The 24483-nt window shown below is 64.8% G+C and carries 23 protein-coding genes; 15 read left to right on the top strand and 8 right to left on the bottom strand.

From position 1 onward, the window contains the following. Positions 1-5: 5 nt before the first annotated feature. Together ACG00X_RS16395 and ACG00X_RS16390 are read left to right on the top strand one after the other, a co-directional pair. The gene (locus tag ACG00X_RS16395; RefSeq protein ID WP_394489343.1) at positions 6-2015 is read left to right on the top strand and encodes an NAD(+) synthase; all 2010 of its coding nucleotides are present in this window, start codon (positions 6-8) and stop codon (positions 2013-2015) included. A 307-nt stretch (positions 2016-2322) separates the two neighbouring features. Further along, positions 2323-2661, top strand: coding sequence for a P-II family nitrogen regulator (locus tag ACG00X_RS16390; RefSeq protein ID WP_394489341.1), 339 nt, complete (start codon positions 2323-2325; stop codon positions 2659-2661). 259 nt (positions 2662-2920) lie between these two features. Here ACG00X_RS16390 and ACG00X_RS16385 read toward each other — a convergent pair whose 3' ends face one another. The 5 genes from ACG00X_RS16385 to ACG00X_RS16365 are packed head-to-tail and all read right to left on the bottom strand — an operon-like array spanning position 2921 to position 5642. Then, entirely contained in the window at positions 2921-3298 is a 378-nt protein-coding gene (locus ACG00X_RS16385; protein ID WP_394489339.1) for a diacylglycerol kinase, read from the bottom strand. Continuing rightward, entirely contained in the window at positions 3295-3801 is a 507-nt protein-coding gene (locus ACG00X_RS16380) for an RDD family protein (protein WP_394489337.1), read from the bottom strand. Before ACG00X_RS16380 ends, ACG00X_RS16385 begins: the two co-directional genes overlap by 4 nt. Next, complete coding sequence (locus ACG00X_RS16375; RefSeq protein WP_394489335.1) at positions 3798-4571, bottom strand: DUF3106 domain-containing protein; 774 nt, start codon at positions 4569-4571, stop codon at positions 3798-3800. The genes ACG00X_RS16380 and ACG00X_RS16375 overlap by 4 nt, the downstream gene beginning before the upstream one ends. Positions 4572-4602: 31 nt before the next feature. Then, a complete protein-coding gene (locus ACG00X_RS16370) occupies positions 4603-5079 on the bottom strand; it encodes a DUF3619 family protein (protein WP_394489333.1) in 477 nt (158 codons plus the stop codon). Beyond that, complete coding sequence (locus ACG00X_RS16365; protein ID WP_394489329.1) at positions 5076-5642, bottom strand: RNA polymerase sigma factor; 567 nt, start codon at positions 5640-5642, stop codon at positions 5076-5078. The genes ACG00X_RS16370 and ACG00X_RS16365 overlap by 4 nt, the downstream gene beginning before the upstream one ends. A 229-nt stretch (positions 5643-5871) precedes the next feature. On the opposite strand from ACG00X_RS16365, the gene ACG00X_RS16360 reads away from it, so the two are divergent. The 7 genes from ACG00X_RS16360 to pbpG all read left to right on the top strand — a co-directional run bounded on the left by ACG00X_RS16360 (position 5872) and on the right by pbpG (position 15172). Next, positions 5872-7656 (top strand): acetolactate synthase 3 catalytic subunit, encoded by a 1785-nt coding sequence (locus tag ACG00X_RS16360; RefSeq protein WP_394489327.1) that lies wholly within the window; start codon positions 5872-5874, stop codon positions 7654-7656. A 162-nt stretch (positions 7657-7818) separates the two neighbouring features. Then, positions 7819-8310: an acetolactate synthase small subunit gene (gene ilvN / locus ACG00X_RS16355; RefSeq protein WP_394409289.1), complete on the top strand. Its 492-nt coding sequence runs from the start codon at positions 7819-7821 to the stop codon at positions 8308-8310. A gap of 59 nt (positions 8311-8369) precedes the next feature. After that, complete coding sequence (ilvC, locus tag ACG00X_RS16350) at positions 8370-9386, top strand: ketol-acid reductoisomerase (RefSeq protein ID WP_394489325.1); 1017 nt, start codon at positions 8370-8372, stop codon at positions 9384-9386. 209 nt (positions 9387-9595) lie between these two features. Continuing rightward, positions 9596-10420, top strand: a complete 825-nt coding sequence (gene pssA / locus ACG00X_RS16345) for a CDP-diacylglycerol--serine O-phosphatidyltransferase (protein ID WP_394489322.1) — start codon at positions 9596-9598, stop codon at positions 10418-10420. 191 nt (positions 10421-10611) lie between these two features. After that, positions 10612-12300 carry a 2-isopropylmalate synthase gene (gene leuA / locus ACG00X_RS16340; protein ID WP_394489320.1) on the top strand — a complete coding sequence of 563 codons (1689 nt, stop codon included), beginning with the start codon at positions 10612-10614 and terminating at the stop codon, positions 12298-12300. Next, positions 12297-13838 carry a 2-isopropylmalate synthase gene (locus ACG00X_RS16335; RefSeq protein WP_394489318.1) on the top strand — a complete coding sequence of 514 codons (1542 nt, stop codon included), beginning with the start codon at positions 12297-12299 and terminating at the stop codon, positions 13836-13838. Before leuA ends, ACG00X_RS16335 begins: the two co-directional genes overlap by 4 nt. A gap of 380 nt (positions 13839-14218) precedes the next feature. Further along, a complete protein-coding gene (gene pbpG, locus ACG00X_RS16330; RefSeq protein WP_394489314.1) occupies positions 14219-15172 on the top strand; it encodes a D-alanyl-D-alanine endopeptidase in 954 nt (317 codons plus the stop codon). A 67-nt stretch (positions 15173-15239) separates the two neighbouring features. Here the strand turns inward: pbpG and ACG00X_RS16325 are convergent, their stop codons facing one another. After that, positions 15240-16010 carry an IclR family transcriptional regulator gene (locus ACG00X_RS16325; protein WP_394489312.1) on the bottom strand — a complete coding sequence of 257 codons (771 nt, stop codon included), beginning with the start codon at positions 16008-16010 and terminating at the stop codon, positions 15240-15242. Between the two features lie 839 nt (positions 16011-16849). On the opposite strand from ACG00X_RS16325, the gene ACG00X_RS16320 reads away from it, so the two are divergent. From ACG00X_RS16320 to ACG00X_RS16305, 4 genes are all read left to right on the top strand, one after another. Continuing rightward, positions 16850-17239 (top strand): helix-turn-helix transcriptional regulator, encoded by a 390-nt coding sequence (locus tag ACG00X_RS16320; RefSeq protein ID WP_394489310.1) that lies wholly within the window; start codon positions 16850-16852, stop codon positions 17237-17239. 144 nt (positions 17240-17383) lie between these two features. Then, positions 17384-17725 carry a helix-turn-helix domain-containing protein gene (locus tag ACG00X_RS16315; protein ID WP_394489308.1) on the top strand — a complete coding sequence of 114 codons (342 nt, stop codon included), beginning with the start codon at positions 17384-17386 and terminating at the stop codon, positions 17723-17725. 24 nt (positions 17726-17749) lie between these two features. Next, complete coding sequence (locus ACG00X_RS16310; RefSeq protein ID WP_394489306.1) at positions 17750-19102, top strand: type II toxin-antitoxin system HipA family toxin; 1353 nt, start codon at positions 17750-17752, stop codon at positions 19100-19102. A gap of 290 nt (positions 19103-19392) precedes the next feature. Then, positions 19393-19836, top strand: coding sequence for a hypothetical protein (locus ACG00X_RS16305; protein ID WP_394489304.1), 444 nt, complete (start codon positions 19393-19395; stop codon positions 19834-19836). Between the two features lie 152 nt (positions 19837-19988). Here ACG00X_RS16305 and ACG00X_RS16300 read toward each other — a convergent pair whose 3' ends face one another. Together ACG00X_RS16300 and ACG00X_RS16295 are read right to left on the bottom strand one after the other, a co-directional pair. Then, positions 19989-20309 carry a hypothetical protein gene (locus ACG00X_RS16300; protein ID WP_394489302.1) on the bottom strand — a complete coding sequence of 107 codons (321 nt, stop codon included), beginning with the start codon at positions 20307-20309 and terminating at the stop codon, positions 19989-19991. 222 nt (positions 20310-20531) lie between these two features. Further along, entirely contained in the window at positions 20532-20849 is a 318-nt protein-coding gene (locus ACG00X_RS16295) for a hypothetical protein (protein ID WP_394489300.1), read from the bottom strand. Between the two features lie 311 nt (positions 20850-21160). On the opposite strand from ACG00X_RS16295, the gene ACG00X_RS16290 reads away from it, so the two are divergent. Both ACG00X_RS16290 and ACG00X_RS16285 read left to right on the top strand, forming a co-directional pair. Further along, positions 21161-22591: a MalT transcriptional regulator family protein gene (locus tag ACG00X_RS16290; RefSeq protein WP_394489298.1), complete on the top strand. Its 1431-nt coding sequence runs from the start codon at positions 21161-21163 to the stop codon at positions 22589-22591. A gap of 290 nt (positions 22592-22881) precedes the next feature. Next, entirely contained in the window at positions 22882-24474 is a 1593-nt protein-coding gene (locus tag ACG00X_RS16285) for a class I SAM-dependent DNA methyltransferase (RefSeq protein WP_394489296.1), read from the top strand. Positions 24475-24483 lie beyond the last annotated feature (9 nt).

Genomic DNA, 24483 nt, shown 5'->3' with positions numbered 1-24483 from the left:
GCAGGATGCGGCCCATGCGTTTCGACAATCTCTACAGCCATGATTTCGCCCGCGTTGCCGTGGGCCTGCCTTTGTGCCGCGTGGCCGACCCGGCGTTCAACGCCGCGCAGACCATCGCGCTGCTGCAGCAGGCGGCGGCCGAGGGCGCGGCCGTGGTGGCGTTTCCGGAGCTGGGCCTGTCGGCCTACAGCTGCGACGACCTTTTCCACCAACGCGCATTGCTGGACGGCTGCGAGGCCGCGCTGGCCGAGGTGGCGGCCGCCACGCAGGCGCTGCCCATCGTCGCCATCGTCGGCATGCCGCTGCGCGTCGAGCAGCGGCTGTTCAACTGCGCCGTCGTGCTGCTGCGCGGCCGCGTGCTCGGCGTGGTGCCCAAGACCTATCTCCCCAATTACGGTGAGTTCTACGAGGCTCGCCAGTTCTGCTCGGGCGAGGAGGCCACCGTCAGCACCGTGACGCTGCTGGGCCAGCTGGTGCCCTTCGGCAGCCGCCAGATCTTCACGGCCGATGACTTGCCGCTGCTGCGCCTGCACGTGGAGATCTGCGAGGACGTCTGGACGCCCATTCCGCCGTCGTCCTTCGCGGCGCTGGCGGGGGCGACCGTGCTCGTCAACCTGTCGGCGTCCAATGTCGTCGTCGGCAAGGCCACGTACCGGCGCCAACTGGTGGCGCAGCAGTCGGCGCGCTGCCTGGCGGCCTATGTGTATTCGTCGGCGGGCGCGGGCGAGTCGACGACCGACCTCGCCTGGGACGGCCAGGCGCTGGTCTGCGAGAACGGCGAGCTGCTGGTGGAGTCCGAGCGCTTCCAGCGCCGCTCGCAGCTGGTGACGGCCGATGTGGACCTCGAACGCCTGGGCCGCGAGCGCATGCGGCAGACGAGCTTCGGCGACGCCGTGCGGCTGCATGCCTCGTACGTCGGCGCCTTCCGGCATGTGGCGTTCACGCTGGGCCTGGACCGCGACCAGCCGCTGGCTCTGCGCCGCCGTGTCGAGCGCTTCCCCTACGTGCCGGCCGACCACAGCCGCCGCGACGAGCGCTGCCAGGAGGTCTACAGCATCCAGGTGCAGGGCCTGACGCAGCGGCTGGCGTCCAGCGGCATCCGCAAGCTCGTCGTCGGCATCTCGGGCGGGCTGGACTCCACACATGCGCTGCTCGTCGCGGCGCGTGCCATGGACGCGCTGGGCCTGCCGCGCACGAACATCATCGGCGTGACCATGCCCGGCTTCGCCACCGGCGAGCGCACGCGCGCGCAGGCGCTGCGGCTCATGGCGGCCGTGGGCTGCGAGGCGCGCGAGATCGACATCCGGCCCAGCTGCACGCAGATGCTGAAGGACATCGGCCACCCGCATCGCGACGAGCAGCCGGTCTATGACGTGACCTTCGAGAACGTGCAGGCCGGCGAGCGCACGAATCACCTGTTCCGCCTCGCCAACCTGACGGGCGGCCTGGTGCTGGGCACGGGCGACCTCTCCGAGCTGGCGCTGGGCTGGTGCACCTACGGCGTGGGCGACCACATGTCGCACTACAACGTGAATGCCAGCGTGCCCAAGACGCTGATCCAGCACCTGGTGCGCTGGGTGGCCGAGACGCATCAGCTGGGGGAGGGCACCGACACGCAGGTGTTGCTGGACATCCTCGACACCGAGATCAGCCCCGAGCTGATCCCGGGCAGCCTGCAGAGCACGGAGGCGACCGTCGGCGCCTATGCGCTGCAGGACTTCAACCTCTTCTACACGCTGCGCCACGGCTATGCGACGGCCAAGATCGCCTTCCTGGCGCGGCATGCGTGGGACGAGGTTTATTCGCTCCCGGAGATCAAGCGGGTGCTGCGCATCTTCGTGCAGCGCTTCTTCAAGGGCAGCCAGTTCAAGCGCAGCTGCGTGCCCAATGCGCCCAAGGTGGGCAGCGGCGGCTCGTTGTCGCCGCGTGGTGACTGGCGAGCGCCCAGCGATTCAGAGGCCGCCGTGTGGCTGGCCGACCTCGACAGAGTGCCGGAGCCTAGGTCCGGCAGTTGACCGCTCGCGACGCAGCGAAACGCTGGCCGCATCAACCCCTAGCGTTTGCGGCGACGTTCACCATGTCGTTGAGCAGCGCTGCATGCCCGCTGGGCTGGCGCTTCGTGGCGCTGGCCGCGTTGCTTCTCCTCGTGGGCACGAGCCCACGTCGTCGTCACACCTGGCCAGCGCCCCGCCTCGCCCGCCCCTCGGGCGTGCCCAACTGCCGGATCTGGGCAAGTAGTCCCGTTGGCACCACCGCCATGACTCTCGGTGCCCCAGTCCTTGCCGTGCTTAAATCTCCGCAAACGAAACTTGGAGCCTCGCCATGAAGCAGATCATTGCCGTCATCAAACCGTTCAAGCTCGACGAGGTGCGCGAGGCGCTGGCCGAAGTGGGCGCCTCGGGCCTGACGGTCACTGAAGTCAAGGGGTTTGGGCGCCAGAAGGGCCACACCGAGCTCTACCGTGGCGCTGAATACGTGGTGGACTTTCTGCCCAAGGTGAAGGTCGAGGTGGTCGTGAAGGACGACGAGGTCGACCGCTGCATCGACGCCATCCTGAAGGCCGCCAAGACCGGCAAGATCGGCGACGGCAAGATTTTCGTCGTGCCGGTGGAACAGGTCATTCGCATCCGCACGGGCGAGACCGACGAAGCGGCGGTCTGAACACGCCCCTCGCTCAGCCTCGCGTCGCTGAACGCGAGCAAGTCTGATCGGTATTGCCGACCGCGCTGCGGCAGTAGCGCGGCTCTTCGGCAGGCGCATGCGGCCCACTGGGCGCCATGTGTCCGGCCTCAGCCCCCGAGGGGGCCGCGATCCTCACGGCATTGAGCCGCGAGCACATCGCCAGATGGGCCGGCTTGGTAGCAGCCCGGCGCTCGGCCCGAAAATGCGCGCCGGGGAAGCGCCGTAGAGCAGATGCCCGTCAGCGCAGGTGCTGCCAGAGGGCGCAGGCCCAGATGCCGCCGGCCAGCACCAGCGCCATCAGCACGGCGGCGCTGGCGATGTCCTTGGCGCGCTTGGAGAGTTCATGCCGCTCGAAGGACACGCGGTCGACCACGGCCTCGATGGCGGAGTTCAGCAGCTCGACGATGAGCACCAGCAGCAATGAGCCCAGCAGCAGCGCCGCCTGTTCCCAGGTCTTGGCCAGCCAGAACGCCATCGGTGCGGCGATGACGCACAGCCAGGTCTCCTGGCGGAACGCACTTTCGCCGGTGTAGGCCGCCTTCAGGCCGGCCCAGGAATAGCCGGCGGCGTGGATGACTCGATCGAGGCCGGTTCGGCCCTTGTGCGGGTTGCTCATGAACGCACGGGTAGTTGGGTGATGATTCGCGAACCGCAGATCGCGTCGTGCAGGAATTGTCGCTGCGGGTGCAGCCGGGCGACGAGCAGATAGCCGGCAATTCCTGCCACCAGGCTGCCCAAGATGGCGGCACCGTGCAGATGCATCACTTTGACGGTGATGAGCGCGGGCAGGAACCACAGCCAGCTGAGCAGGTAGCGCGCAACGGCGCGCCCCAGCCCGAGCGGCTGCCCGGCGCCGTCCACCACGCGCAGGTGCCAGGTCTTCATGGCCAGCGTCTGGCCCGAACGGGTCCAGAAGTAGACGAAATAGGCACCCAGCCCGATCAGCAGGAAGGCCAGGCCGGCCGTGCCCCGCAGGGCGTCCTGCCGCCCCACCACGATGGAAGTCAGCAGGCCGGCCGAGAACAGCACGCCGAACAGCAGGGCGCCGTCGTACAGGAAGGCGGCGAAGCGTCGCGCCAGGCCGGGGGGCGTGGCGCCTGGATCGACGGTCAGCGTCATGGGCGCGGAGCGGATGCCGCAGCGGGCGCCTTCAGCGACCGTGGCAGCAGCGTCTGCGGGTCCACCAGCGCGGGGTCGGCAACGACCTTGGTCTCGCCGGCGGCGTGATGCATGGGGACTCGCGGGCTGTGCGTGATCAGCACCGTCGTTGCGCCCGGCTTGGCCTGGACCACGCTGCCGGTCACCGGCACCGGCGCCACGAGCTTGGGCGCCGCCGGCACGAGGTTGGACTTCGGCACGGCGGCCAACGGCTTGGCCACGGTGCTCGGCTTGGCGGCGAGGGCCTGTCGACGGGCGACGGCCTTGTCGGCCAGCTCCTGGCGCTTCTCGGGCGGCAGCGCCTGATAGGCCTCCCACTTGGCCTGGCGCTGCTCGGCGTCCATTTGCTTGGCCGCCTGGAAGACGGCGCGTGCCTTGGTGCGCTCGGAGGGCTTGAGCTGGGCCCAGTCCCGCATGCGTTCCTGTACGCGTGCGAGTTCGGCCGGCGGCAGCGTGGCGAGGGTCGGTGTGGCGCTCAGCCACTTGCTGCGCTGGGCTTCGCTGATGTCGGCCCAGTCCTGCTCGAGCGGCGCGAGCAGGCTGCGCTGCTTCGGCGTCAGGCCCGCCCAGGTGGCCGGCGGCGCGGTCAGTGGCGGAACGGCGGGCTTGGCGAGAACCGGCGGCCGGGCAGGGGGTGCCGGGACGGCAGGGATGGCGCTTGCCGGGGCGGAAGGCGGCTCGGGCGCTTGCGCAAAAGCAGAAAGCCCCGCTGCGCCAAGCAGCAGGGCCATCGTCAGGCGGGGGCTTGTCAGGCGCATCCGGTCACTCGTCTCCGTCCCTGAGGAACTCCGCGAAACCCGGGTCGCGGAAGGCGGACGGCGGCAGGTTGTCGCTGAGCAGCGCGGTGTCCACCTCGGCCGCCGCAGCAATCTGCTCGTTGTAGCGGCTTTGCTGCATCAGCAGCAAGCCGGCGACCAGCAGCAACAGCGGCAGTGCGGACACGAGCTTGGCCCACAGGCCGCCCTCGGAGCCCCCGCGGGGCCCGCCGCCGAGCGCCAGCGTGGACCCTTGGTGCACCAGGTTGGCGCTGCCTGCTTGAACGGCGATTTGCGCGGCGCTGGCCGCGCGAGCCTGCGCGGCACGCGCGAGCGCCTGCTCGCGGGCGAAGCGCAGTCGCTCGGTGACGTCGTGGGGAAGCGCCGCACTGCGCTCGGTCAGGCCGGCAGCCACGCGCAGGCCGAACTGGGCAACGCGTGCATCCAGCTCGGCGGTCGGAACGGAAATATTCGATGGCTTCATAGCGTGATCCCCTTGGCCTTGAGCGATTTCGCCAATGCATGAACGGCCCGGGAGCAATGCGTCTTCACGCTGCCCTCGGAACAGCCCATCACGGCGGCGGTCTCGGCGACATCCAGTTCCTCCCAGTAACGCAGCAGGAAGGCTTCCCGTTGACGCGCTGGCAATTCTTCGACTTCCGCCTCGATTCGCTGCAAGATTTGCGCCCGGCTGACCTCGTCCGCAGCGCTCAAGGCGCCGAGTGCCCCGTTCTGTGATTCGAGGACTTCCAGCAGGTCGAAGTCTTCGTCGGCGGAGGCGCCTTCGAAATCCGACATGTTGGTCATGACCGCCTTGCGCACCTTCTGGCGACGGAAGTAATCCATCGTCGCGTTGGACAGGATGCGCTGGAACAGCAGGGGCAGTTCGGCCGCCGGGCGGTCGAAATAGCTCTCTGCCAGCTTGATCATGGCGTCCTGCACGATGTCGAGGGCGGCATCGTCGTCTCGAACCAGATAGGCCGTGCGCTTGAAGGCGCGGCGGTCAACGGTACGCAGGAAATCGTTAAGTTCTTTGTCGGTGGCCAAGGCTTAGGCGGTTCCGGGCATTGGCGCGGATTATGGCATTCGTCGGATACGAAGGCTCGGCGGGTTTTGCTCGGCATAATGCGATTTCGCAATAGCGTCACCTGGTCTTTCGATGGCCGCCCGACTGGGGTCCCATCTGTTGATCGCGCAGGTTCCGAATCCGCCTCACGAGGGCGTGAAGAGGAGCACCAATGGTTTTTCGTTAGAGAAATTCGCAAAGGTTCAAAAAATGGACACGTCTGCCGCGGAAATCAAGCGCGCCGTCTCAGGCCCGCTGCATTCCTCCCCCTCCCAAACACCGACGGAGCTCAACGGCTCCGAGATCCTCGTTCGCTGCCTGCAGGCCGAAGGGGTTCGCCACCTCTGGGGCTACCCCGGTGGCGCGGTGCTCTACATCTACGACGCGCTCTACAAGCAGAACAGCATCCAGCACGTGCTGGTGCGGCACGAGCAGGCCGCCGTGCATGCGGCTGACGGCTTCGCGCGGGCTTCCGGCGAGGTCGGTGTCGCGCTGGTCACCTCGGGCCCTGGCGTCACGAATGCCGTGACCGGCATCGCCACGGCCTACATGGACTCGATCCCGATGGTCATCATCACGGGTCAGGTGCCGACGCCGGCGATCGGCCTGGACGCCTTCCAGGAGTGCGACACCGTCGGCATCACGCGCCCCATCGTCAAGCACAACTTCCTCGTGAAGGACGTGCGCGACCTGGCGCTGACGCTGAAGAAGGCCTTCCACATCGCCCGCACCGGCCGCCCGGGCCCGGTGGTCGTCGACATCCCGAAGGATGTGTCGCTGGCGCGCACGACCTTCAGCTACCCCGACCGCGTCGAGATGCGGTCGTACACGCCGGCCAAGAAGGGCCACAGCGGCCAGATCCGCAAGGCGGTGCAGCTGCTGCTGCAGGCCAAGCGGCCCTATATCTATACAGGCGGTGGCGTCATCCTCGGCGAGGCGACGGCCGAACTGCGCCAACTGGTGGATCTGCTGGGCTTCCCCTGCACGAACACGCTGATGGGCCTGGGCACGATGCCCGGCACCGACCCGCGCTTCCTGGGCATGCTGGGCATGCACGGCACCTACGAGGCCAACATGACCATGCAGCACTGCGACGTGCTGCTGGCCGTGGGCGCTCGCTTCGACGACCGCGTCATCGGCAACCCCAAGCATTTCGGCTCGGTGGAGCGCAAGATCATCCACGTGGACATCGACCCGTCGTCGATCTCCAAGCGCGTGCGCGTCGACATCCCCATCGTGGGCGATGTGAAGGACGTGCTGCAGGAACTGATCGCGCAGCTCAAGGAGGCGCAGGCCAAGCCAGACGCCAGTGCCGTGAACGCCTGGTGGAATCAGATCAACGAGTGGCGCCGCAAGGATTGCCTGGTCTACAAGCCGTCTGACGAAGTCATCAAGCCGCAGATGGTGGTCGACACGCTGTGGAAGCTCACGCGTGACCGCGAGACCTACATCACGAGCGACGTGGGCCAGCACCAGATGTGGGCTGCGCAGTATTACAAGTTCGACCAGCCGCGCCGCTGGATCAACTCCGGCGGCCTGGGCACGATGGGCGTGGGCCTGCCCTACGCGATGGGCATCAAGCTCGCCAAGCCGGATGCAGACGTGTTCTGCATCACCGGCGAGGGCAGCATCCAGATGTGCATCCAGGAGCTGTCGACCTGCTTCCAGTACAAGACGCCGGTCAAGATCGTCTCGCTGAACAACCGCTACCTGGGCATGGTGCGCCAGTGGCAGCAGCTCGACTACGAGGGCCGCTACTCGCACAGCTACATGGACGCGCTGCCCGACTTCGTGAAGCTGGCCGAGGCCTACGGCCATGTCGGCCTGCTCGTGCAGAAGCCCGGCGACGTGGAAGGCGCCCTGAAGGAAGCGATGCGTCTGAAGGACCGCACGGTCTTCCTCGACATCCGTACCGATCCGACCGAAAACGTCTGGCCCATGGTCAAGGCGGGCAAGGGCATCTCGGAAATGCTGCTGGGCTCGGAAGACCTGTGACCGCCTGAAGCCGGCGGCTTTGGCGAGGGTGACCGCCCTCGCCGAGACCGGCGGTGCAAGGCGGGAGCAGCCGACGAAGGCAACCTCCTCAACGATTCGAACGCGCTGCCAAGGCGCGCTGGTTACCGCCAGCGGCGCTGAAGAGCACGAAGGACGATTCCCATGAAACACATCATTGCTTTGCTCCTGGAGAACGAGCCCGGTGCGCTGTCGCGCGTCGTCGGCCTGTTCTCGGCCCGTGGCTACAACATCGAGAGCCTCACGGTCGCCCCGACGGAAGACCCGTCGCTGTCGCGCATGACCATCGTCACGACGGGCAGCGACGAGATCATCGAGCAGATCACCAAGCACCTGAACCGCCTCATCGAGGTCGTCAAGGTCGTCGACCTGACCGAAGGCAACTACACCGAACGTGAGCTGATGCTCATCAAGGTGCGCGCCGTCGGCAAGGAGCGCGAGGAGATGAAGCGCACTGCCGACATCTTCCGCGGTCGCATCATCGACGTGACCGAGAAAACCTACACCATCGAGCTGACCGGCGATGCCGGCAAGCTCGACGCCTTCATCGACGCCATCGACCGTGCGGCGATCCTGGAAACCGTCCGCACCGGTGCCAGCGGCATCGGCCGCGGCGAGCGCATTCTGCGCGTCTGACCCTCCCCACCCCCTTTTTGCCCCGCCGGCCATCAGCCGCTGAACCTGGAGAAATCACCATGAACGTCTACTACGACAAGGACGCCGATCTCAGCCTCATCAAGGGCAAGAACGTCACCATCATCGGCTACGGCTCGCAAGGCCATGCCCATGCGCAGAACCTGAACGACAGCGGCTGCAAGGTCACGGTCGCGTTGCGTCGTGGCGGCGCGTCCTGGTCCAAGGCCGAGGGCGCCGGCCTGAAGGTCGCCGAGATCGCCGAGGCCGTGAAGACGGCAGACGTCGTCATGATCCTGCTGCCCGACGAGCAGATCGCCGAGGTCTACAAGAACGAAGTCGAGCCCAACATCAAGCAGGGCGCCTCGCTGGCCTTTGCCCACGGCTTCAACGTGCACTACGGCCAGGTCACGCCGCGCGCCGACCTGGACGTCTGGATGGTGGCCCCCAAGGCCCCTGGCCACACCGTGCGTGGCACCTACCGCCAGGGTGGCGGCGTGCCTCACCTGATCGCCGTCTATGCCGACAAGTCCGGCAAGGCCCGTGACCTGGCCCTGAGCTACGCCGCGGCCAACGGCGGCGGCAAGGCCGGCATCATCGAGACCAACTTCCGCGAGGAAACCGAGACCGACCTGTTCGGCGAACAAGCCGTGCTGTGCGGCGGCGCAGTCGAGCTGATCAAGGCGGGCTTCGAGACGCTGACCGAAGCCGGCTATGCGCCCGAGATGGCCTACTTCGAGTGCCTGCACGAGCTCAAGCTCATCGTGGACCTGATCTACGAAGGCGGCATCGCGAACATGAACTACTCGATCTCGAACAACGCCGAGTACGGTGAGTACGTGACCGGCCCCAAGGTCGTCACGTCCGCCACCAAGGAAGCGATGCGCCAGTGCCTGAAGGACATCCAGACCGGCGACTACGCCAAGTCCTTCATCCTGGAAAACAAGGCCGGCGCCCCCACGCTGCTGAGCCGCCGCCGCCTGACGGCCGAGCACCCCATCGAGCAGGTCGGCGAAAAGCTGCGCGCGATGATGCCCTGGATCAAGGCCAACAAGCTGGTCGACAAGTCCAAGAACTAAATCGCCGCTTTCCGCGCGATTTGAAAGGCCGGGCCACGAGGCGCCGGCCTTTTGCGTTTTCAGCTGTCGATGCGGATGAGCTGCATGCGCCAGTTGCTCTCCCAACATGGTGGCCTTTCGCGCAGTTCGCGCGGTTAGAGCGGGTGACGCATGCTAGTTTTGACGTTGGGCAGGACTTGTCAGCAGGCCCCTGCGCTATCCTGCCGCCCATGATTCCCGACCCCATCGACGACGACGAGCCCAACGTCGCCGCCCGTCCCCGCCGCAAAGGCATCTACGCGCTGCCCAACGCCATCACGCTGGGCGCATTGTTCAGCGCCTTCTACGCCATCGTCATGGCCATGAACGGCCGCTTCGAGGTGGCCTGCGTGGCCATCTTTGCTGCCGCCGTCCTGGACAGCCTGGACGGCCGCGTCGCGCGCATGACCAACACGCAGTCCGCCTTCGGCGAGCAGATGGACAGCCTGTCCGACATGGTGGCCTTCGGCGCCGCGCCGGCGCTGATCGTCTACATGTGGGCACTGAAGGACATGGGCAAGCCGGGCTGGATCCCGGCCTTCGTCTACATCGCCGGGGCCGCGCTGCGGCTGGCGCGCTTCAACGTCAACATCGGCGTCGTCGACAAGCGCTACTTCCAGGGCCTGCCCAGCCCGGCTGCGGCGGCCATCGTCATGGGCCTGATCTGGGCCTTCGTGGACGGCGCCGAGACATCGCGCCCGCCCGCTGGCAGCTGGATCGCCTGGGTAGCTTACGGCGTGACGCTGTTCGCCGGGCTTTCGATGGTGACGAATGCGCCCTTCTACAGCTTCAAAGTCTTCGATCGGCGGCGCAGCGTGCCCTTCATCGTGCTGGTGGTCATGATGCTGGGCATCGGCCTCGCGGCACTCGATCCGGCCCGCGTTCTTTTCGGTGTCTTCTGTGTTTACGGCCTGTCGGGCTATGTCATCTACGGCTGGCGAAAGGCCAAGGGCAAGCCGGTCAGCGTGATCTCGACGAGCACCGACGAGCCCGATGAACGCGGCTTGCATCAATAGGCTTTCATGCTAGATTCCGTTCCCATGAATTTCGCGATCGGCCTGCTGCTACTAGCCCTAGAGGAACCACGGGTTCGCTAGTCAGTCACGCCTATACGCTCACCTGACCCCAACGGCCCGTTTGCAACCGCAGCGGGCCGTTCGTGTTTTCCAAGGCTGCCGGTTGCGCCACCCACCCCAGGATGGACACCATGTTGAAGCAACCGCAGCTCAAGTACCGACCCTTCGCCCCGATCTCACTGCCGGACCGCACCTGGCCCGACGCGGTGCTGACCCGCGCGCCGATCTGGCTGAGTACCGACCTGCGTGACGGCAACCAGGCGCTCATCGAGCCCATGGACATCGGCCGCAAACTGCGCATGTTCCAGCAGCTGGTGAAGATCGGCTTCAAGGAGATCGAGGTCGGTTTCCCGTCGGCGTCGCAGACCGAGTTCGACTTCATCCGCCTGCTCATCGACGGCGGCCACATCCCCGACGACGTGACCATCCAGGTGCTGACGCAGGCGCGTTCCCACTTGATCGAGCGCACCTTCGAATCGCTGGACGGCGCCCGGCGCGTCATCGTGCACGTCTACAACGCCGTCGCGCCCATCATGCGGCGCGTCGTGCTGGGGCAGGACGAGGACGGCATCGTGGAACTCGCGGCCTCGCATGCCCGCCAGATCAAGGCGCTGGCCGCCGCACGGGCGGGCACGGACTGGCGCTTCGAGTACTCGCCCGAGATGTTCTCCGGCACCGAGCTGGCGTTCAGCAAGCGCGTCGTCGATGCGGTGACCGCCGTGTGGGAGCCGACACCCGAGCGCAAATGCATCATCAACCTGCCGTCCACCGTCGAGCACAGCACGCCGAACATCTTCGCGGACATGATCGAGTGGATGCACCGCCATCTCGAGCGCCGTGACGCCATCGTGCTGTCCGTGCATCCGCACAACGACCGCGGCACCGGCACGGCGGCGGGCGAGCTGGCCTTGATGGCCGGCGCTGACCGCATCGAGGGCTGCCTGTTCGGCAATGGTGAACGCACAGGCAACGTCGACCTCGTCAACATCGCACTCAATCTCTACACCCAGGGTGTGGACCCGCAGCTGGACTTCTCGGATATCGACGAGGTGCGCCGCTGCGTTGAGCACTGCACGCAGATCCCGGTCCACCCACGCCATCCGTACGTGGGCGATCTCGTGTACACCTCCTTCTCCGGCTCGCACCAGGATGCGATCAAGAAGGCCTTCGCGGCACGCAAGGAGGGCGACCTCTGGGACATGCCCTACCTGCCGGTCGACCCCAAGGACCTGGGCCGCAGCTACGACGCCGTCATCCGCGTGAACAGCCAGTCGGGCAAGGGCGGCATCGCCTACCTGCTCGAGGCCGAGTACGGCCTGGAGCTGCCGCGGCGCCTGCAGATCGAGTTCAGCCAGGTCGTGCAGCGCGTCATGGACGACGCCGGCAAGGAGCTGACGGCCTCCGACATCTACGGCATCTTCGAGCGCGAATACGGCATCGGCAATGCGGCTGCCTCGGTCGTGCAGCCGCAGATGACCGAGGAGGCGGGCGGCGCGATGCGACTGTCGGCCGAGGTCGTGCTGGGCGGCTGGATGGGCCATGTGCAGGGCGAGGGCAACGGCCCCATCGACGCTTTCGTGCATGCACTGTCGACCCGCCTGGGGCAGGATGTGCGTGTGCTGGACTATCACGAGCACGCCATCGGCAGCGGTGCGGATGCGCGGGCGGTGGCTTACCTGGAGATCCGGGTCGGTGACCAGACGCGTTATGGCGTCGGCGTCGATGGCAGCATCGTGCGTGCGTCCATGCAGGCCATCCTGTCCGGCCTGTCGCGTGCCGAGCTGGCCGTGCCCCAACAACGAGAGGAGAACGTGCGATGACCGACAAGCTCATCATCTTCGACACCACGCTGCGTGACGGCGAGCAGTCGCCCGGCGCGTCGATGACGCGCGAGGAAAAACTGCGCATCGCGCGCCAGCTCGAACGCATGAAGGTCGACGTCATCGAGGCCGGCTTCGCAGCGTCCAGCAACGGCGACTTCGAGGCCGTGAAGGCCATCGCGGCGGCCGTCAAGGACAGCACCGTCTGCTCGCTGGCCCGCGCCAACGACCGCGACATCGCCCGCGCCGCCGAGGCGCTGGCCGGGGCCAGCCGCGCTCGCATCCACACCTTCATCGCCACCAGCGAACTCCACATGGAGAAGAAGCTGCGCATGACGCGCGAGCAGGTGCTGGCGCAGGCGACGCTGGCGGTGCGCTTCGCGCGCAACCTGTGTGGCGACATCGAGTTCTCGCCCGAGGACGGCTACCGCTCGGACATCGACTTCCTGGCGCGCGTCTGCGAGGCCGTCATCCAGGAAGGTGCGGGCACGATCAACATCCCCGACACCGTCGGCTACGGCATCCCCGAGCTGTACGGCGACTTCATCCGCCGCCTGCGCGAGAAGGTGCCCAACAGCGACAAGGCCATCTGGAGCGTGCACTGCCACAACGATCTGGGCATGGCCGTCGCCAACTCGCTGGCCGGCGTGAAGATCGGCGGCGCCCGCCAGATCGAATGCACGATCAACGGCCTGGGCGAGCGCGCGGGCAACTGTTCGCTCGAAGAAGTCGTCATGGCCGTCAAGACGCGGCGCGACTACTTCGGGCTTGACGTGGGCATCGAGACCTCGCAGATCGTGCCGGCCTCCAAGCTCGTGTCTCAGACCACCGGCTTCGTCGTGCAACCCAACAAGGCCGTCGTCGGCGCCAACGCCTTCGCGCACGCCAGCGGCATCCACCAGGACGGCGTGCTGAAGGCGCGCGACACCTACGAGATCATGCGCGCCGAGGACGTGGGCTGGGCCGCCAACAAGATCGTGCTTGGCAAGCTGTCGGGCCGCAACGCCTTCAAGCAGCGCTTGCAGGAACTGGGCATCCAGCTGGAGAGCGAGGGTGAGGTCAATGCGGCCTTCCAGCGCTTCAAAGACCTGGCCGACCGCAAGAACGAGATCTTCGACGAGGACATCATCGCCCTCGTCATGGATGAATCCGTGACCGCCGAGCAGGAGCACTTCCGGCTGCTGTCGCTGGCGCAGCGCAGCGAAACCGGCGAGCGCCCGCATGCGGCCGTCGTCTTCGCGGTGGGCTCGCAGGAGCACCGTGCCGAGAGCGAGGGCAACGGCCCGGTGGATGCCACGCTCAGGGCGATCGAGTCGGTGGTCGAGTCGGGTGCGGAAATGCTGCTGTATTCGGTCAACGCCATCACCGGCGGCAGCACCGAGGCCCAGGGCGAGGTGACGATGCGGCTGCAGCATGCCGGCCGCGTGGTCAACGGCGTGGGCGCCGACCCGGACATCGTGGTGGCCTCCGCCAAAGCCTATCTCAGCGCGCTGAACAAGCTGCGGAGCAAGGTGGAGCGGGTCGCGGCTCAGGGCTGAACCTCCTGACATGCGCGGAAGGCGGTAAGCGACGTAACCGTTGCCGCCCCCTGCGCGCCGTTTCCCCAGGCGTGGAATCTGCCGCGTAATCATCCGGTTGCTTGAGGCTAGGGCCGGTGCGGCTACCCTCAGAATCCGGTTGAACCGCCGGGTGGCGTGGCTGATTGGCACCTCGGGGCTGACCCCGATATCCCTAGCTTGTCAGCCAAGGCCTACTTGGCGGCGTTGAGCCGGCTGCGGTTCTGGCGAATGGCTGGAATCGGAACGAGACTTGACTTGAGATATCGCGCTTAAGTTCTTATCTTGTTGATGTTTTTGGCGGCGCTTACACTGCCGCCCTGCTGTTGGGGACTCCGTTGAAGACTTTTGCCGTTGCTTTCTTGAGCCTTGCCCTTGCGTTCGTGGGCACCGCCGAGGCCGCCACCGCCAGCAAGACCAAGGTCATCAAGGCCAAGCCTGCCGCATCCCAGGTTCGCAAGGTTCGGCCCGTTGCGGTGCGCAAGCCCGTCGCCCCCGCCGTTCCGACCTTCGGCATGGCTGCGGGCCTGCATGCCGTGGAAGACCCGCTCGCGCTGCGGTCGAGCGTGGCCTATGTGCTCGACCAGAACACCAACGAGGTGCTCTTCTCCAAGAATCCCCAGGCTGTGCTGCCCATTGCGTCCATCACGAAGCTGATGACGGCGCTGGTGGTCGTCGAGTCCGGCCTGTCGATGGACGAGAAGCTGACGGTCACCGAGGACGACAAGGACACCGAGAAAGGCACGGGCTCGCGCCTGGCCTTTGGCACGACGCTGACGCGCGGCGACATGCTGCATCTGGCGCTGATGTCCAGCGAGAACCGCGCCGCCCACGCGCTGGGCCGCAACTACCCCGGCGGGCTGGACGCCTTCGTCGCCGCCATGAACGCCAAGGCGCAGAGCCTGGGTATGGCCGACACGCACTACGTCGAGCCCACGGGGCTGTCGAGCCGCAACCAGAGCAGCGCCGCCGATCTGGCCAAGCTCGTCAACGTGACCAGCCAGGTGCCGCTGCTGCGTGACCTGTCGACGTCGCGTGAGGCGCGCGTTGCGCTGGGTAAGCGCCTGGTGCAGTTCCGCTCGACGAATGGTCTGTTGTCCAACCCGTTGTGGGACATCGGCCTGCAGAAGACCGGCTTCATCAACGAGGCCGGCAAATGCCTGGTCATGCAGGCCCGCATGGCCGGTCGTCAACTGATCATGGTGTTCCTGGATTCCAGCGGCAAAGCCTCGCGGATTGCCGATGCGGAGCGCATGCGCAAGTGGCTGTCGGAGCAGGCTGTTGAGACGGTGCCTGGACCGGCGACCAAGCTCTAGGGCCGACGACGCCTCCTGAACCAGAAAGCGGCGCTTGTGCGCCGCTTTTGCTTGGTGGGTTCGGTGTTCAGGCCCGGTAGCCGAGGGCGGACGAAATCTGGGCGGCGGTTTCCTTCAATCGCACGACCCAGTTCTCTTCAAGTCGGTCGGCCGGGGCGGAGATGGATAAGCCCGCCACCAGCTTGGCCTGGTCGTCGTAGATGCCGGCCGCCATGCAGCGCACACCCAGCTCCAGCTCTTCATCGTCGCGGGCGATGCCACGCTGGCGCACGGTGGCCAGCTCGCGCTCGAGAGCGCCGACCTCCGTCAAGCTGTTGCGCGTGTGGCCGGCCAGGCCGGTTCGCGCGGCGTAGGCCCGCACGCGTGGGCTGTCATCGCCGGCCAGGAACAGCTTGCCGACCGAGGTCAGATGCAGCGGTGCGCGCCCCCCCACGGCACGCACGACCTGCATGCCCGAGCGCTCGGAGTAGGTTCGTTCGATGTAGACGATCTCGTCGCCCTGGCGCACCGACAGGTTGACTGGCTGATGCGTGAACTTGTGAAGTTCGCGCATGGCCGGCAACGCCGCGTCGCGCACATCCAATCGGGCCTTCACCAGGTTGCCGAGCTCCAGCATGCGCATGCCCAGTCGATAGCTGCCGGCCTCGGGGCGGTCGACATAACGACCCAGCGTCAGGTCGTTGAGGATGCGATGCGCCGTGGAGGGGTGTAGGCCGGTGGCCTCGGACAACGCCTTCAGCGAGACCGGGTCCTGGTGGCTCGCCAGGACGTCCAGCAGCGCGAACATGCGTTCCAGCACCTGGATCGCCGGGGTCTGCGGCGCCTCTTTGGATTTCATGGGGGCATTGTGGGGGAGATTGCCCGTGTTTTGTATGGCGAAAGCAGCCTTCAGCAGATGTGAATGTCCGTTCGCGCCGTCTTGAGCGCCGCAGAGGCGTCCGTGGCGGTGACGGGAAAAGAGTTCACGACCATCCTGCTGAAGGCACGTTTGGCAGCTCGGGCCAGAACGGACTGATGTCGTCAGCGGTGCCGACGCGTAGGCGGAAGCCGCCACGTTGGTGCGGCGACGTGCGGTCAGGCTGGGTGCGCCTCACGCTCGCTGGTCGAGCTGAATTGACATGGTGGCTGGAGACGCGGGTTGGCCTCTTGGCGTTCAGGCATTCTGTGCCCGCCAATGCCATTTTCTTGGCCCGTGACATTCCCCAATGCAAAAAGCCGCGGAGTCCGCGGCTTTTGCAGGTCCTTGATAAACAAGGAAATTCTGGTCGGGGTGAGAGGATTCGAACCTCCGGCCTCTACGTCCCGAATGGGTCATGACTTCTATTTTTGAGCTTCTGCGTGCTCCTAGAAAATAGCCAAGTCATTTTAAATCAACAACTTGCGTTTTGCTGCGCGTCGTTGCGCGCACCTGCATGCAGTGGCAGAAATGCGCCATCTGCCACTGATTTGCCACTGATTTGGTCCCTACGGTTGCCTATAAAAGTAGCACTTTCGGCGCTGTGCCAGGCCAACGAAGGACGCTCCCGCCGCATACAGCACGGCCGGCGGTCGAGGCTTTGGCGGGACACTGTTTGTCCATCGAGACGTGCTTGGTCGAGGCCTGAAACCGCCGGCTGCCGCCAACCCTTGACTAAAACTTTCTAGCTTGACTCGGGGTGTCCACAGCCAAGGTTTCTCATGACCGCCCCCTTCAAGCCACTTCACAGACAAGACATCGCTGACTTGCTTGATGTCTCTCTCCGTACTGTCGATAACTGGGTCCAAGAGGGCCGGATTCCGGCCCCGAAACACCTCGGCCGCGGCGTTCTCTGGCACCCAGACTGCTTCTATGGCTGGCTCGACCAGTACCTCAAAGCGACGGGGCCGGAGCCGATGTCCGACCGGGCTTCCATGTCCGCCCCTGTGGAGCCGGCTGACGCTCCGCACATCGATGTTGTGGAGGCTGGTCTCCTGAAGTCCTCGGGTCCCAGGAGGAGGGCGACCAAGGAGGCTCAAAGCATCGTCGAGCGTGAACTGGCCAAGCTTCAAGCTCAGGCCCAGGCCAGCATTGCCTTGGAAGAGGCTTGATGGGTGCTTGCGTTGGGCACACTCGACCCATCCGTTATCGGTTAAGAGCGATTTAGTGAGAATATCGCCTTTAGGAGATTTTTAGAAAATATCTTCTTAAGGAGATATATTGCAAATATCGCCCTTGGGAGATAAGCTGCAGCCATGGACTACCCCGTCGCCATCATTGGGCAGCTCAAGCAGTACCTGCGCTCCCTGCGCAAGGCGCGTGGCATGACGCAGGCTGACCTCGCCAAGCGGCTGGGGGTCGGCCAATCCCGCATCGCCGACATTGAAGCGAATCCGGGTGCGGTGAGCGTTGAGCAATTGCTGCAGGTTCTGGCTCGACTCAATGCGCAATTGGTCGTGAGAGATGGGCAGGCTCCAACAGATGCAGCTTCCGTCGCAAGCGTTGAGCAGGGTGGGGGCACGCCGCGCGTCGAGGACGTTGCAACTGCGCCTCCTGTTCCTGGCGACGAGTCGGACTCTCCCAAGGGCCAATGGTGAGCTCTTTGCGCTTGAGGGCTCTTCATGGCTGAGAAGCTGCGCGAACTTTGGGTCTGGATGAACGGCGAGCATGTGGGCGTTTGGCATCGCGGCCGAACCGGGAACCACCGCTTCACGTACGACAGCACTTGGTTGAGCTCGCCCCGAGTGCGACCGCTGTCCTTGTCCATGCCCATCACCCCGGACCGGACGGTTTCTGGCGAGCTCGTCGTCAACTATTTCGACAATCTCCTGCCAGACGACGACCGGATTCGCCGGCGTGTCGCCACGCGCTTCAAGACGAACTCCACGGAGGCGTTTGAACTGCTGCAAGCGATAGGAAGGGACTGCGTGGGCGCAGTGCAGTTGCTGCCGCCTGATAGGGCACCAACCGGCTTCGACAACGTCGAGTGCGAGCCGATGAGCGACGCGGCCATCGAGCAGCACCTGCACGGCGTCGTAGGTAGCCCGGGCTTGGGCGCGGACCAGAATGTGGACGACTTCCGCATCTCCATCGCCGGGGCGCAAGAGAAAACCGCCCTGCTGCGCCTGGACGGCCAATGGTGCAAGCCGCTGGGCGCAACGCCGACCACTCACATCATCAAGTTGCCGTTGGGCTTGGTGGGCGGTCGGCGCCTGGACCTGACCCATTCTGTGCAGAACGAATGGCTCTGTGCTCAGTTCTTGAAAGAGCTGGGCCTGCCGGTGGCGAACACGGAGATGGCTCGCTTTGGCGGGCAGATGGCTTTGGTGGTGGAGCGCTTCGACAGGGCTTGGGCCACTCGGCCCTCCGATGGTCAGCGCTGGATTGCGCGGCTACCGCAAGAGGACTTCTGTCAGGTCTTGGGCCTGCCATCAAGCGCCAAGTACGAAAGCAGCGGCGGGCCGGGCATGCAGCGTTGCGCGCAAATCATTCTGGCCAGCCAGGCCCCGAGGTCGGACCTCTCCAACTTCCTTTGCACGCAATTGGCTTTCTGGCTGCTGGCTGCAACGGATGGGCACGCCAAGAACTTCTCGGTGTTTCTGTTGCCAGACGGGCGCTATCGCATGACGCCGCTCTACGACGTCATTTCCGTGTGGCCCGTCGTTGGTGAAGCCGCCAATCAGGTGCCGTGGCGGGCCGCAAAGCTCGCCATGGCCATCCGGTCCAAGAACGTCCACTACACACTTCACAGCATCCAGACGCGCCACTGGCACGGCGTTGCCGCAAAGGCTGGGGTCGATGGCGTGTGGGAAGACATGCTGACAACAATGCAACGAGTCGAGCCGGCAATAGCCGCTGTGCAGGCAAAACTTCCAGCTGAGTTCCCTCCACGCACGGCGGAAGCCGTGTTCGCGGGCGTCCGAGCACAGGCGCAGCGTTGGAAACAAGGCCTGGAGGCTTCCAGGTCAACGTAGCGGCGCGATTCGTCCAACGAGCTATCGAAGGCACGCCGTGGCTACACGTTGTGCGCCAACCCGGCGTGCAACAAAGGTCAAACGTGAAATCTAGCGTTCTTAGAGAAGCGCTTATCAGCGGCATGGGGCTCGTGGCAAGAGGGTGCTTCGGTCTCAGCTCCCTGGAGCGAGATGCGGCGGCCGGTCCTGGTGACCCCATAGATGGTTCGAGGAATGGCCCATGGGTCTTGTCTTCGACCGTGCACCGGGACCTGTGGGAACAGTTGTGTGCAGCGCGGGTCCCGCCGGCCATGCATCTGACCGAGGTCGCTGTGGAGGATGTCGGCCGTCATCTCGTGTTGAGGTTGACTGCCCCTGGCTGGCAGCACCAAATCGTCCTGCCGCTTGCCGCGAGTGAGGTGGAGAGTTGGCTTCGGGAACTGGGGCAGCGGCGCACAGTGCTCTTGGCCTTGCGCTATCTCGGCGCCGCGCCGGGCGCTGTCCTGGGTCTTGAAATTGACCTCGGACTCATTTCGCACCTGAATGAAGGCGAGGGCATGGCCGCAGAGCGCGGAGGCTATCTTTCGATGGTGGCCGGCTTGGCGTCTCTGATGGATGGGCGGTGGCGCTTGCGGGACGCAGTGGCTGACGGGCATGCTCCCCGTGAGAGCTTTTCGCCGCTTCTGCCGCATGACTTGGAGCCTTCGAGAAGCACTTTTGCCGGACTGCTCAACGAGGTAGCGATGCGTCCGTAATTTAAGGCCCGCAGCGATGCGGGCCTTTTCGTTGTTCACGCCCTTGGGGTTGATGCGCTAAAAGCCAGCTCACGAAAGCTTCCTCAGCCTTCATGAGCGCGCGAAAAGAAGCCCCCTGAGGGGCTTTTTGAATGATGAGGGCCGGGCGCTGACTAAACCCGCTTGGCCATCGACGAAATACTGCCGTTCAGGAGCCGCGTCTGGATTTCCGTGCCTACACGAAGCGCGCATTCATTCTCGACATCACATCCGACCAAATCCAGCAGGTGGATGTCGCATGCTTTCGCGCTGGCCGGATAACGAATGGTCGCGTTGCTGTACCAGTCCTCCTCGTCTTCGATGTTGTGTGCCGAACGACCCTCGATAAGGACGGTGAGCGCGTCGTCCAGTTCAATTGAACATAGCCACTGTGCAACTTGAATCGACTCGGTGTTTGTGGCGCTAGTGACCGATATTTCCTTGATTTCAAACATGCTATTTCCTCTCTGAGCAGGCGGAACGCCTAATTTGTCAAGCTCCCGGTTTTAGCCTCTTGAGGATACGCGTGCGTTGAATTCAAGGTGGTACATATCTCATGGGAGAAATGACCGTGCCCAGAAAGCTAATGTCAATCCGCTCGACCGTGTATTTTGTGGGCATGGAAAAGCTCCCGAGAGGGAGCTTTGAAAGTCCGCCAGACAGGCGTGTAGCCTAAATTAGGCGTTAAATTGTGTTGGCGTTAAAGTCCCATCCATAAGGCGAGCGTGAATTTCCGCGCCCACGTGAAATGCGCAAGCTTGCTCCATTTCGAATTCAAGCAGCGCTATTTGTTCGGTATCCCCTGATTCAGATTCGAGTGGATGCCGAAGATTGGCGTCGGAATTCCAAGTGTCGTCCTCTGTGTCGTGGGAGGACGAGCCCTCCAGCAAGACGCTAGAGCCTTCCCCGAGTTGGGCGGAGCAAAGCCATTTGGTGAAGTAAAGCGATTCGGTGCCAGCGGCGGAACTGACAAATATTCTCATGATTGCAAACATTTCGACCTTCTTGGTAAGAGAGCTACATTGCCCAAGGGGTCTAGTGCGATGTTTTAGCCTTCTGGACTCGCAATGCTCCTTGCGGAAATATCCGTGGCGAAGGGTTTGTGAAATTGGTTCCGCCGAGAGCCTGCTTCCTGTTTTTGGAAGCTAAAACCGCGATGGCTACACGCACATATGGCCCGCACGATGTGGGCCTAAAACAAAGCCCCGAACCGTTTTGTCTTGGCAGGCATCGGTTCGGGGCGTGGCGGGGTAGCCAATGAAATGTGTAGCAACCGGGCTTTTATCCGCCATCACGCGGAGCCCATATGTCCTCTTCTCTTGCGCACTCTCGGTCCTGGGCCGAGGCAGAGCCCTTCCTGTATCACGACACATCGAAGTTCGGTTTCGTTTCGCTGGACTCCAAACGCGGTAAGCAATGGACGGAGGGGTCTACATCGCTGGCGACACTTGCTGACGCGCTGCAGAACCTTCGTCCGGATGCCGACGCGCACTACATCAGTCAGGGCGTGTTCTCCCGGGCAAATCGGCGAACCGTCAATCTCCTGCGTATGCCCGTCGTTTTCAGCGACTTGGATACCTACAGCAAAGACCATCTGAAGCACATGAGTCCCGCCCACCTGTGCGGCCTGGTCATCATGACTCTGGAAGACCTCGGTCTACCTGAGCCCAGCCTTGTTCTGAGTTCGGGGCGAGGGCTGCATCTCAAATGGCTGCTTTCAACCCCGGTACCCCAGGCCGGACTTCCCAGATGGCAGGCCGTGCAGCGCGAGCTCGTCGCGCAGTTGAGCGAGTTTGGCGCTGACAGGAACTCGATAGATGCGTCGCGCGTGCTGCGCCTGGAAGGCACCATCAACAAGGCCTCTGGAACCGTTGTGCACATCCTTCACCGTGCAAGCACCGTGGCGGGCGGCAGCATGCGCCTGACGAACGGGCAGATTGGGTGGTGCTTCGATGACTTGGCTGAGCGTGTGCTGCCGCTCAGCAGGGACCGCATCAAACAGCTGTCGGTGAGCCGCGACGAAGGATTCCAAGTCGGGCGCATCATGGACGCGGCCAACGACGAGCAGCCGGACCGCTCGCTGCTTTTGGAAGCTCAGGCAGGTACTGGTAAGACCAGCAGGTTGTTTGGCGGCCATCGCTTGTCCGCAGCACACCTCAACTGGAATCGCTTGCAAGACCTGCGCCGCCTGGTTGAGCTCAGGGGCTGGGATAAGCAAGGGGTTCCCGACGGGCAGCGCGACAACTTCATGTTCCTGTCCTCGTGCTTTCTGGCCCATTCTGTGTATGTCACCAGCTTGGAGAGCGAGGTGCTCAGCTTGGGCAGAGAGTTCGTGCCCGACTGGACCGAAGAAAAGCTACTCGCGAAGACGAGCGCTGCGCTGCAGCGAGCCGCCAAAGCGGCCCGCGGGGAGAAGGTCCATTTCGAAGGGAAGGACGTCGACCCAAGGTACGTCTTCAAGAACGCCACCTTGGTCGAAAGGCTCCAAATTGAGCCAGCCGAGGAGCGGCAGATGAGGGCCATCCTGAGCGAGGCCGAGTCGAGGCGGCGCAATGCTGAGCGTCACGCCGAGAAGCGCCGCGAGGCAGGTCGACCGACGCTGGCCGAGGTGCGAGCTCAGCGCGAACTCCAGAAGATGTCGGCGAGACAACTGCTGGCTGCGGGAAGCACGATGCGTCAAATCTCAGCTGAGCTGGGTGTCTCCATCAATACGGCGCGAACGTACGCAAAAAGTTGACCCCCCTCCAAGTCGCGTCCCTGTGTATGAAGGGGGTGGCGGAGCCCACGCAGTTTTATATCCGGCAGGGGGGGCTAAAACCACCTCCTATCGGAACTCTTCCCGTCGCAGGGCGCTATTGAAAAGCTCCGTCGCTTGATGCCTGGTAAGCCTGCCGGCCGGGCGATGGTTAACCATCAGGAGGTGAGCATCACGACCCTCGCACTTCCACTGGCTCTGAAGGCGGTAATGCCCGTTACATTCATGGACAAATATCAGGGATGCGGTCGGGGATATCCGACCGAGTTTGAATGAATCAAGACCTCAAGAGAACCCTCTGGGCTGCCGCTGACAAGCTGCGCTCCAGCATGGATGCCGCCGAGTACAAGCACATCGTCCTCGGCCTCATCTTCCTCAAGTACATCTCGGACGCCTTCGACGAGCGCCGCAGTCAGCTGCTGGCTGCATTCGCAGACGAAGCCGGCGAGCTCCACCTCCCGGACGCGGCAGACCACGCCGAGGCGCTGGAAGAGCGGGACTACTACACGATGGCCAACGTCTTCTGGGTGCCGGGCTCGGCGCGCTGGGAGGCCATCCGCGCCCAGGCCAAGCAGGCCGACATCGGCGTGCGCATCGACGCCGCCCTGGAAGCCATCGAGGCCGACAACCCGCGCCTCAAGGGCATCCTCGACAAGCGCTTCGGCCGCACGCAGCTCGAACCCGGCCGCCTGGGCGAACTGGTGGACCTGGTGTCCACCATCGGCTTCGGCGAGGGCCACCACGCCAAGGACTTGCTCGGCGAGGTCTACGAATACTTCCTCGGCCAGTTCGCCAGCGCCGAGGGCAAGAAGGGCGGCCAGTTCTACACGCCGGCCTCGGTGGTGAAGGTGCTGGTGGAAGTGCTGGCGCCGCACCAGGGCCGCGTCTACGACCCGGCCTGCGGCTCCGGCGGCATGTTCGTGCAAAGCGAGAAGTTCATCGAGGCACACGGCGGCAAGGCCGACGACATCAGCATCTATGGCCAGGAGGCCAACCCCACCACCTGGCGCCTGGTCGCGATGAACCTGGCCATCCGTGGCTTCGCAGCCGACCTGGGCAAGGAGCCGGCCGACACCTTCCACCGCGACCAGCACCCCGACTTGCGCGCCGACTACGTGCTGGCCAACCCGCCCTTCAACATCAGCGACTGGGGCGGCGAGCGCCTGGCCGAGGACCGGCGCTGGGCCTATGGCACGCCGCCGGCCGGCAATGCCAACTACGCCTGGCTGCAGCACATCCTCCACCACCTCAGCCCCCGAGGCCAGGCCGGTGTGGTGCTGGCCAACGGCAGCATGTCGTCCAACCAAAGCGGCGAGGGTGACATCCGCCGCGCCATGGTCGAGGCCGACGTGGTGGATGTGATGGTGGCGCTGCCGCCGCAGCTGTTCTTCAACACGCAGATTCCTGCGTGCCTGTGGTTCCTAGCCCGGGACAAGAGCGGCCGCGCTGCCGCAGGGGACTCAAAATCCCCCGCCCGTGACCGGCGCGGCGAGGTGTTGTTCATCGACGCTCGCAAGCTCGGCCGCATGGATACGCGCGTGAACCGCGTGTTCGACGACGAGGACGTGGCCCGCATCGCCGCCACCGTGCACCGCTGGCGCGCCGATGGCGAGGACGGTGCCGACGAGCTCTATGCTGACGTGCCCGGCTTCTGCCGCGCCGTGAAGCTGTCCGAGATTGCCGAACACGGCCATGTGCTGACGCCGGGGCGCTATGTTGGCGCCGAGGCGGCCGAGGACGACGACGAGGCCTTCAACGAGAAGATGGAGCAGCTGACCGCTCAGCTCGCCGAGCAGATGGCGAAGGGCGCAGAACTGGACGCTGTGATTCGGGAGAAGCTGGGGGTGATGGGCTATGCGGTCTGAGGGCGTCCG

Source organism: Pelomonas nitida, from assembly GCF_043555975.1.
Lineage (GTDB): Bacteria > Pseudomonadota > Gammaproteobacteria > Burkholderiales > Burkholderiaceae_C > Pelomonas > Pelomonas nitida.
The sequence above is the reverse complement of the archived record's forward strand: the minus strand, read 5'-3'. Positions and strand labels throughout refer to the sequence as shown.

Excerpts from the sequence above, each read along its gene's own strand:
- ACG00X_RS16395 (WP_394489343.1), top strand. The coding sequence starts at position 6 with ATGCGGCCCATGCGTTTCGACAATCTCTACAGCCATGATTTCGCCCGC.
- ACG00X_RS16390 (WP_394489341.1), top strand. The coding sequence starts at position 2,323 with ATGAAGCAGATCATTGCCGTCATCAAACCGTTCAAGCTCGACGAGGTG.
- ACG00X_RS16385 (WP_394489339.1), bottom strand. The coding sequence starts at position 3,298 with ATGAGCAACCCGCACAAGGGCCGAACCGGCCTCGATCGAGTCATCCAC.
- ACG00X_RS16380 (WP_394489337.1), bottom strand. The coding sequence starts at position 3,801 with ATGACGCTGACCGTCGATCCAGGCGCCACGCCCCCCGGCCTGGCGCGA.
- ACG00X_RS16375 (WP_394489335.1), bottom strand. The coding sequence starts at position 4,571 with ATGGCCCTGCTGCTTGGCGCAGCGGGGCTTTCTGCTTTTGCGCAAGCG.
- ACG00X_RS16370 (WP_394489333.1), bottom strand. The coding sequence starts at position 5,079 with ATGAAGCCATCGAATATTTCCGTTCCGACCGCCGAGCTGGATGCACGC.
- ACG00X_RS16360 (WP_394489327.1), top strand. The coding sequence starts at position 5,872 with ATGGACACGTCTGCCGCGGAAATCAAGCGCGCCGTCTCAGGCCCGCTG.
- ilvN (WP_394409289.1), top strand. The coding sequence starts at position 7,819 with ATGAAACACATCATTGCTTTGCTCCTGGAGAACGAGCCCGGTGCGCTG.
- ilvC (WP_394489325.1), top strand. The coding sequence starts at position 8,370 with ATGAACGTCTACTACGACAAGGACGCCGATCTCAGCCTCATCAAGGGC.
- pssA (WP_394489322.1), top strand. The coding sequence starts at position 9,596 with ATGATTCCCGACCCCATCGACGACGACGAGCCCAACGTCGCCGCCCGT.
- leuA (WP_394489320.1), top strand. The coding sequence starts at position 10,612 with ATGTTGAAGCAACCGCAGCTCAAGTACCGACCCTTCGCCCCGATCTCA.
- ACG00X_RS16335 (WP_394489318.1), top strand. The coding sequence starts at position 12,297 with ATGACCGACAAGCTCATCATCTTCGACACCACGCTGCGTGACGGCGAG.
- ACG00X_RS16325 (WP_394489312.1), bottom strand. The coding sequence starts at position 16,010 with ATGAAATCCAAAGAGGCGCCGCAGACCCCGGCGATCCAGGTGCTGGAA.
- ACG00X_RS16320 (WP_394489310.1), top strand. The coding sequence starts at position 16,850 with ATGACCGCCCCCTTCAAGCCACTTCACAGACAAGACATCGCTGACTTG.
- ACG00X_RS16315 (WP_394489308.1), top strand. The coding sequence starts at position 17,384 with ATGGACTACCCCGTCGCCATCATTGGGCAGCTCAAGCAGTACCTGCGC.
- ACG00X_RS16310 (WP_394489306.1), top strand. The coding sequence starts at position 17,750 with ATGGCTGAGAAGCTGCGCGAACTTTGGGTCTGGATGAACGGCGAGCAT.
- ACG00X_RS16305 (WP_394489304.1), top strand. The coding sequence starts at position 19,393 with ATGCATCTGACCGAGGTCGCTGTGGAGGATGTCGGCCGTCATCTCGTG.
- ACG00X_RS16300 (WP_394489302.1), bottom strand. The coding sequence starts at position 20,309 with ATGTTTGAAATCAAGGAAATATCGGTCACTAGCGCCACAAACACCGAG.
- ACG00X_RS16295 (WP_394489300.1), bottom strand. The coding sequence starts at position 20,849 with ATGTTTGCAATCATGAGAATATTTGTCAGTTCCGCCGCTGGCACCGAA.
- ACG00X_RS16290 (WP_394489298.1), top strand. The coding sequence starts at position 21,161 with ATGTCCTCTTCTCTTGCGCACTCTCGGTCCTGGGCCGAGGCAGAGCCC.
- ACG00X_RS16285 (WP_394489296.1), top strand. The coding sequence starts at position 22,882 with ATGAATCAAGACCTCAAGAGAACCCTCTGGGCTGCCGCTGACAAGCTG.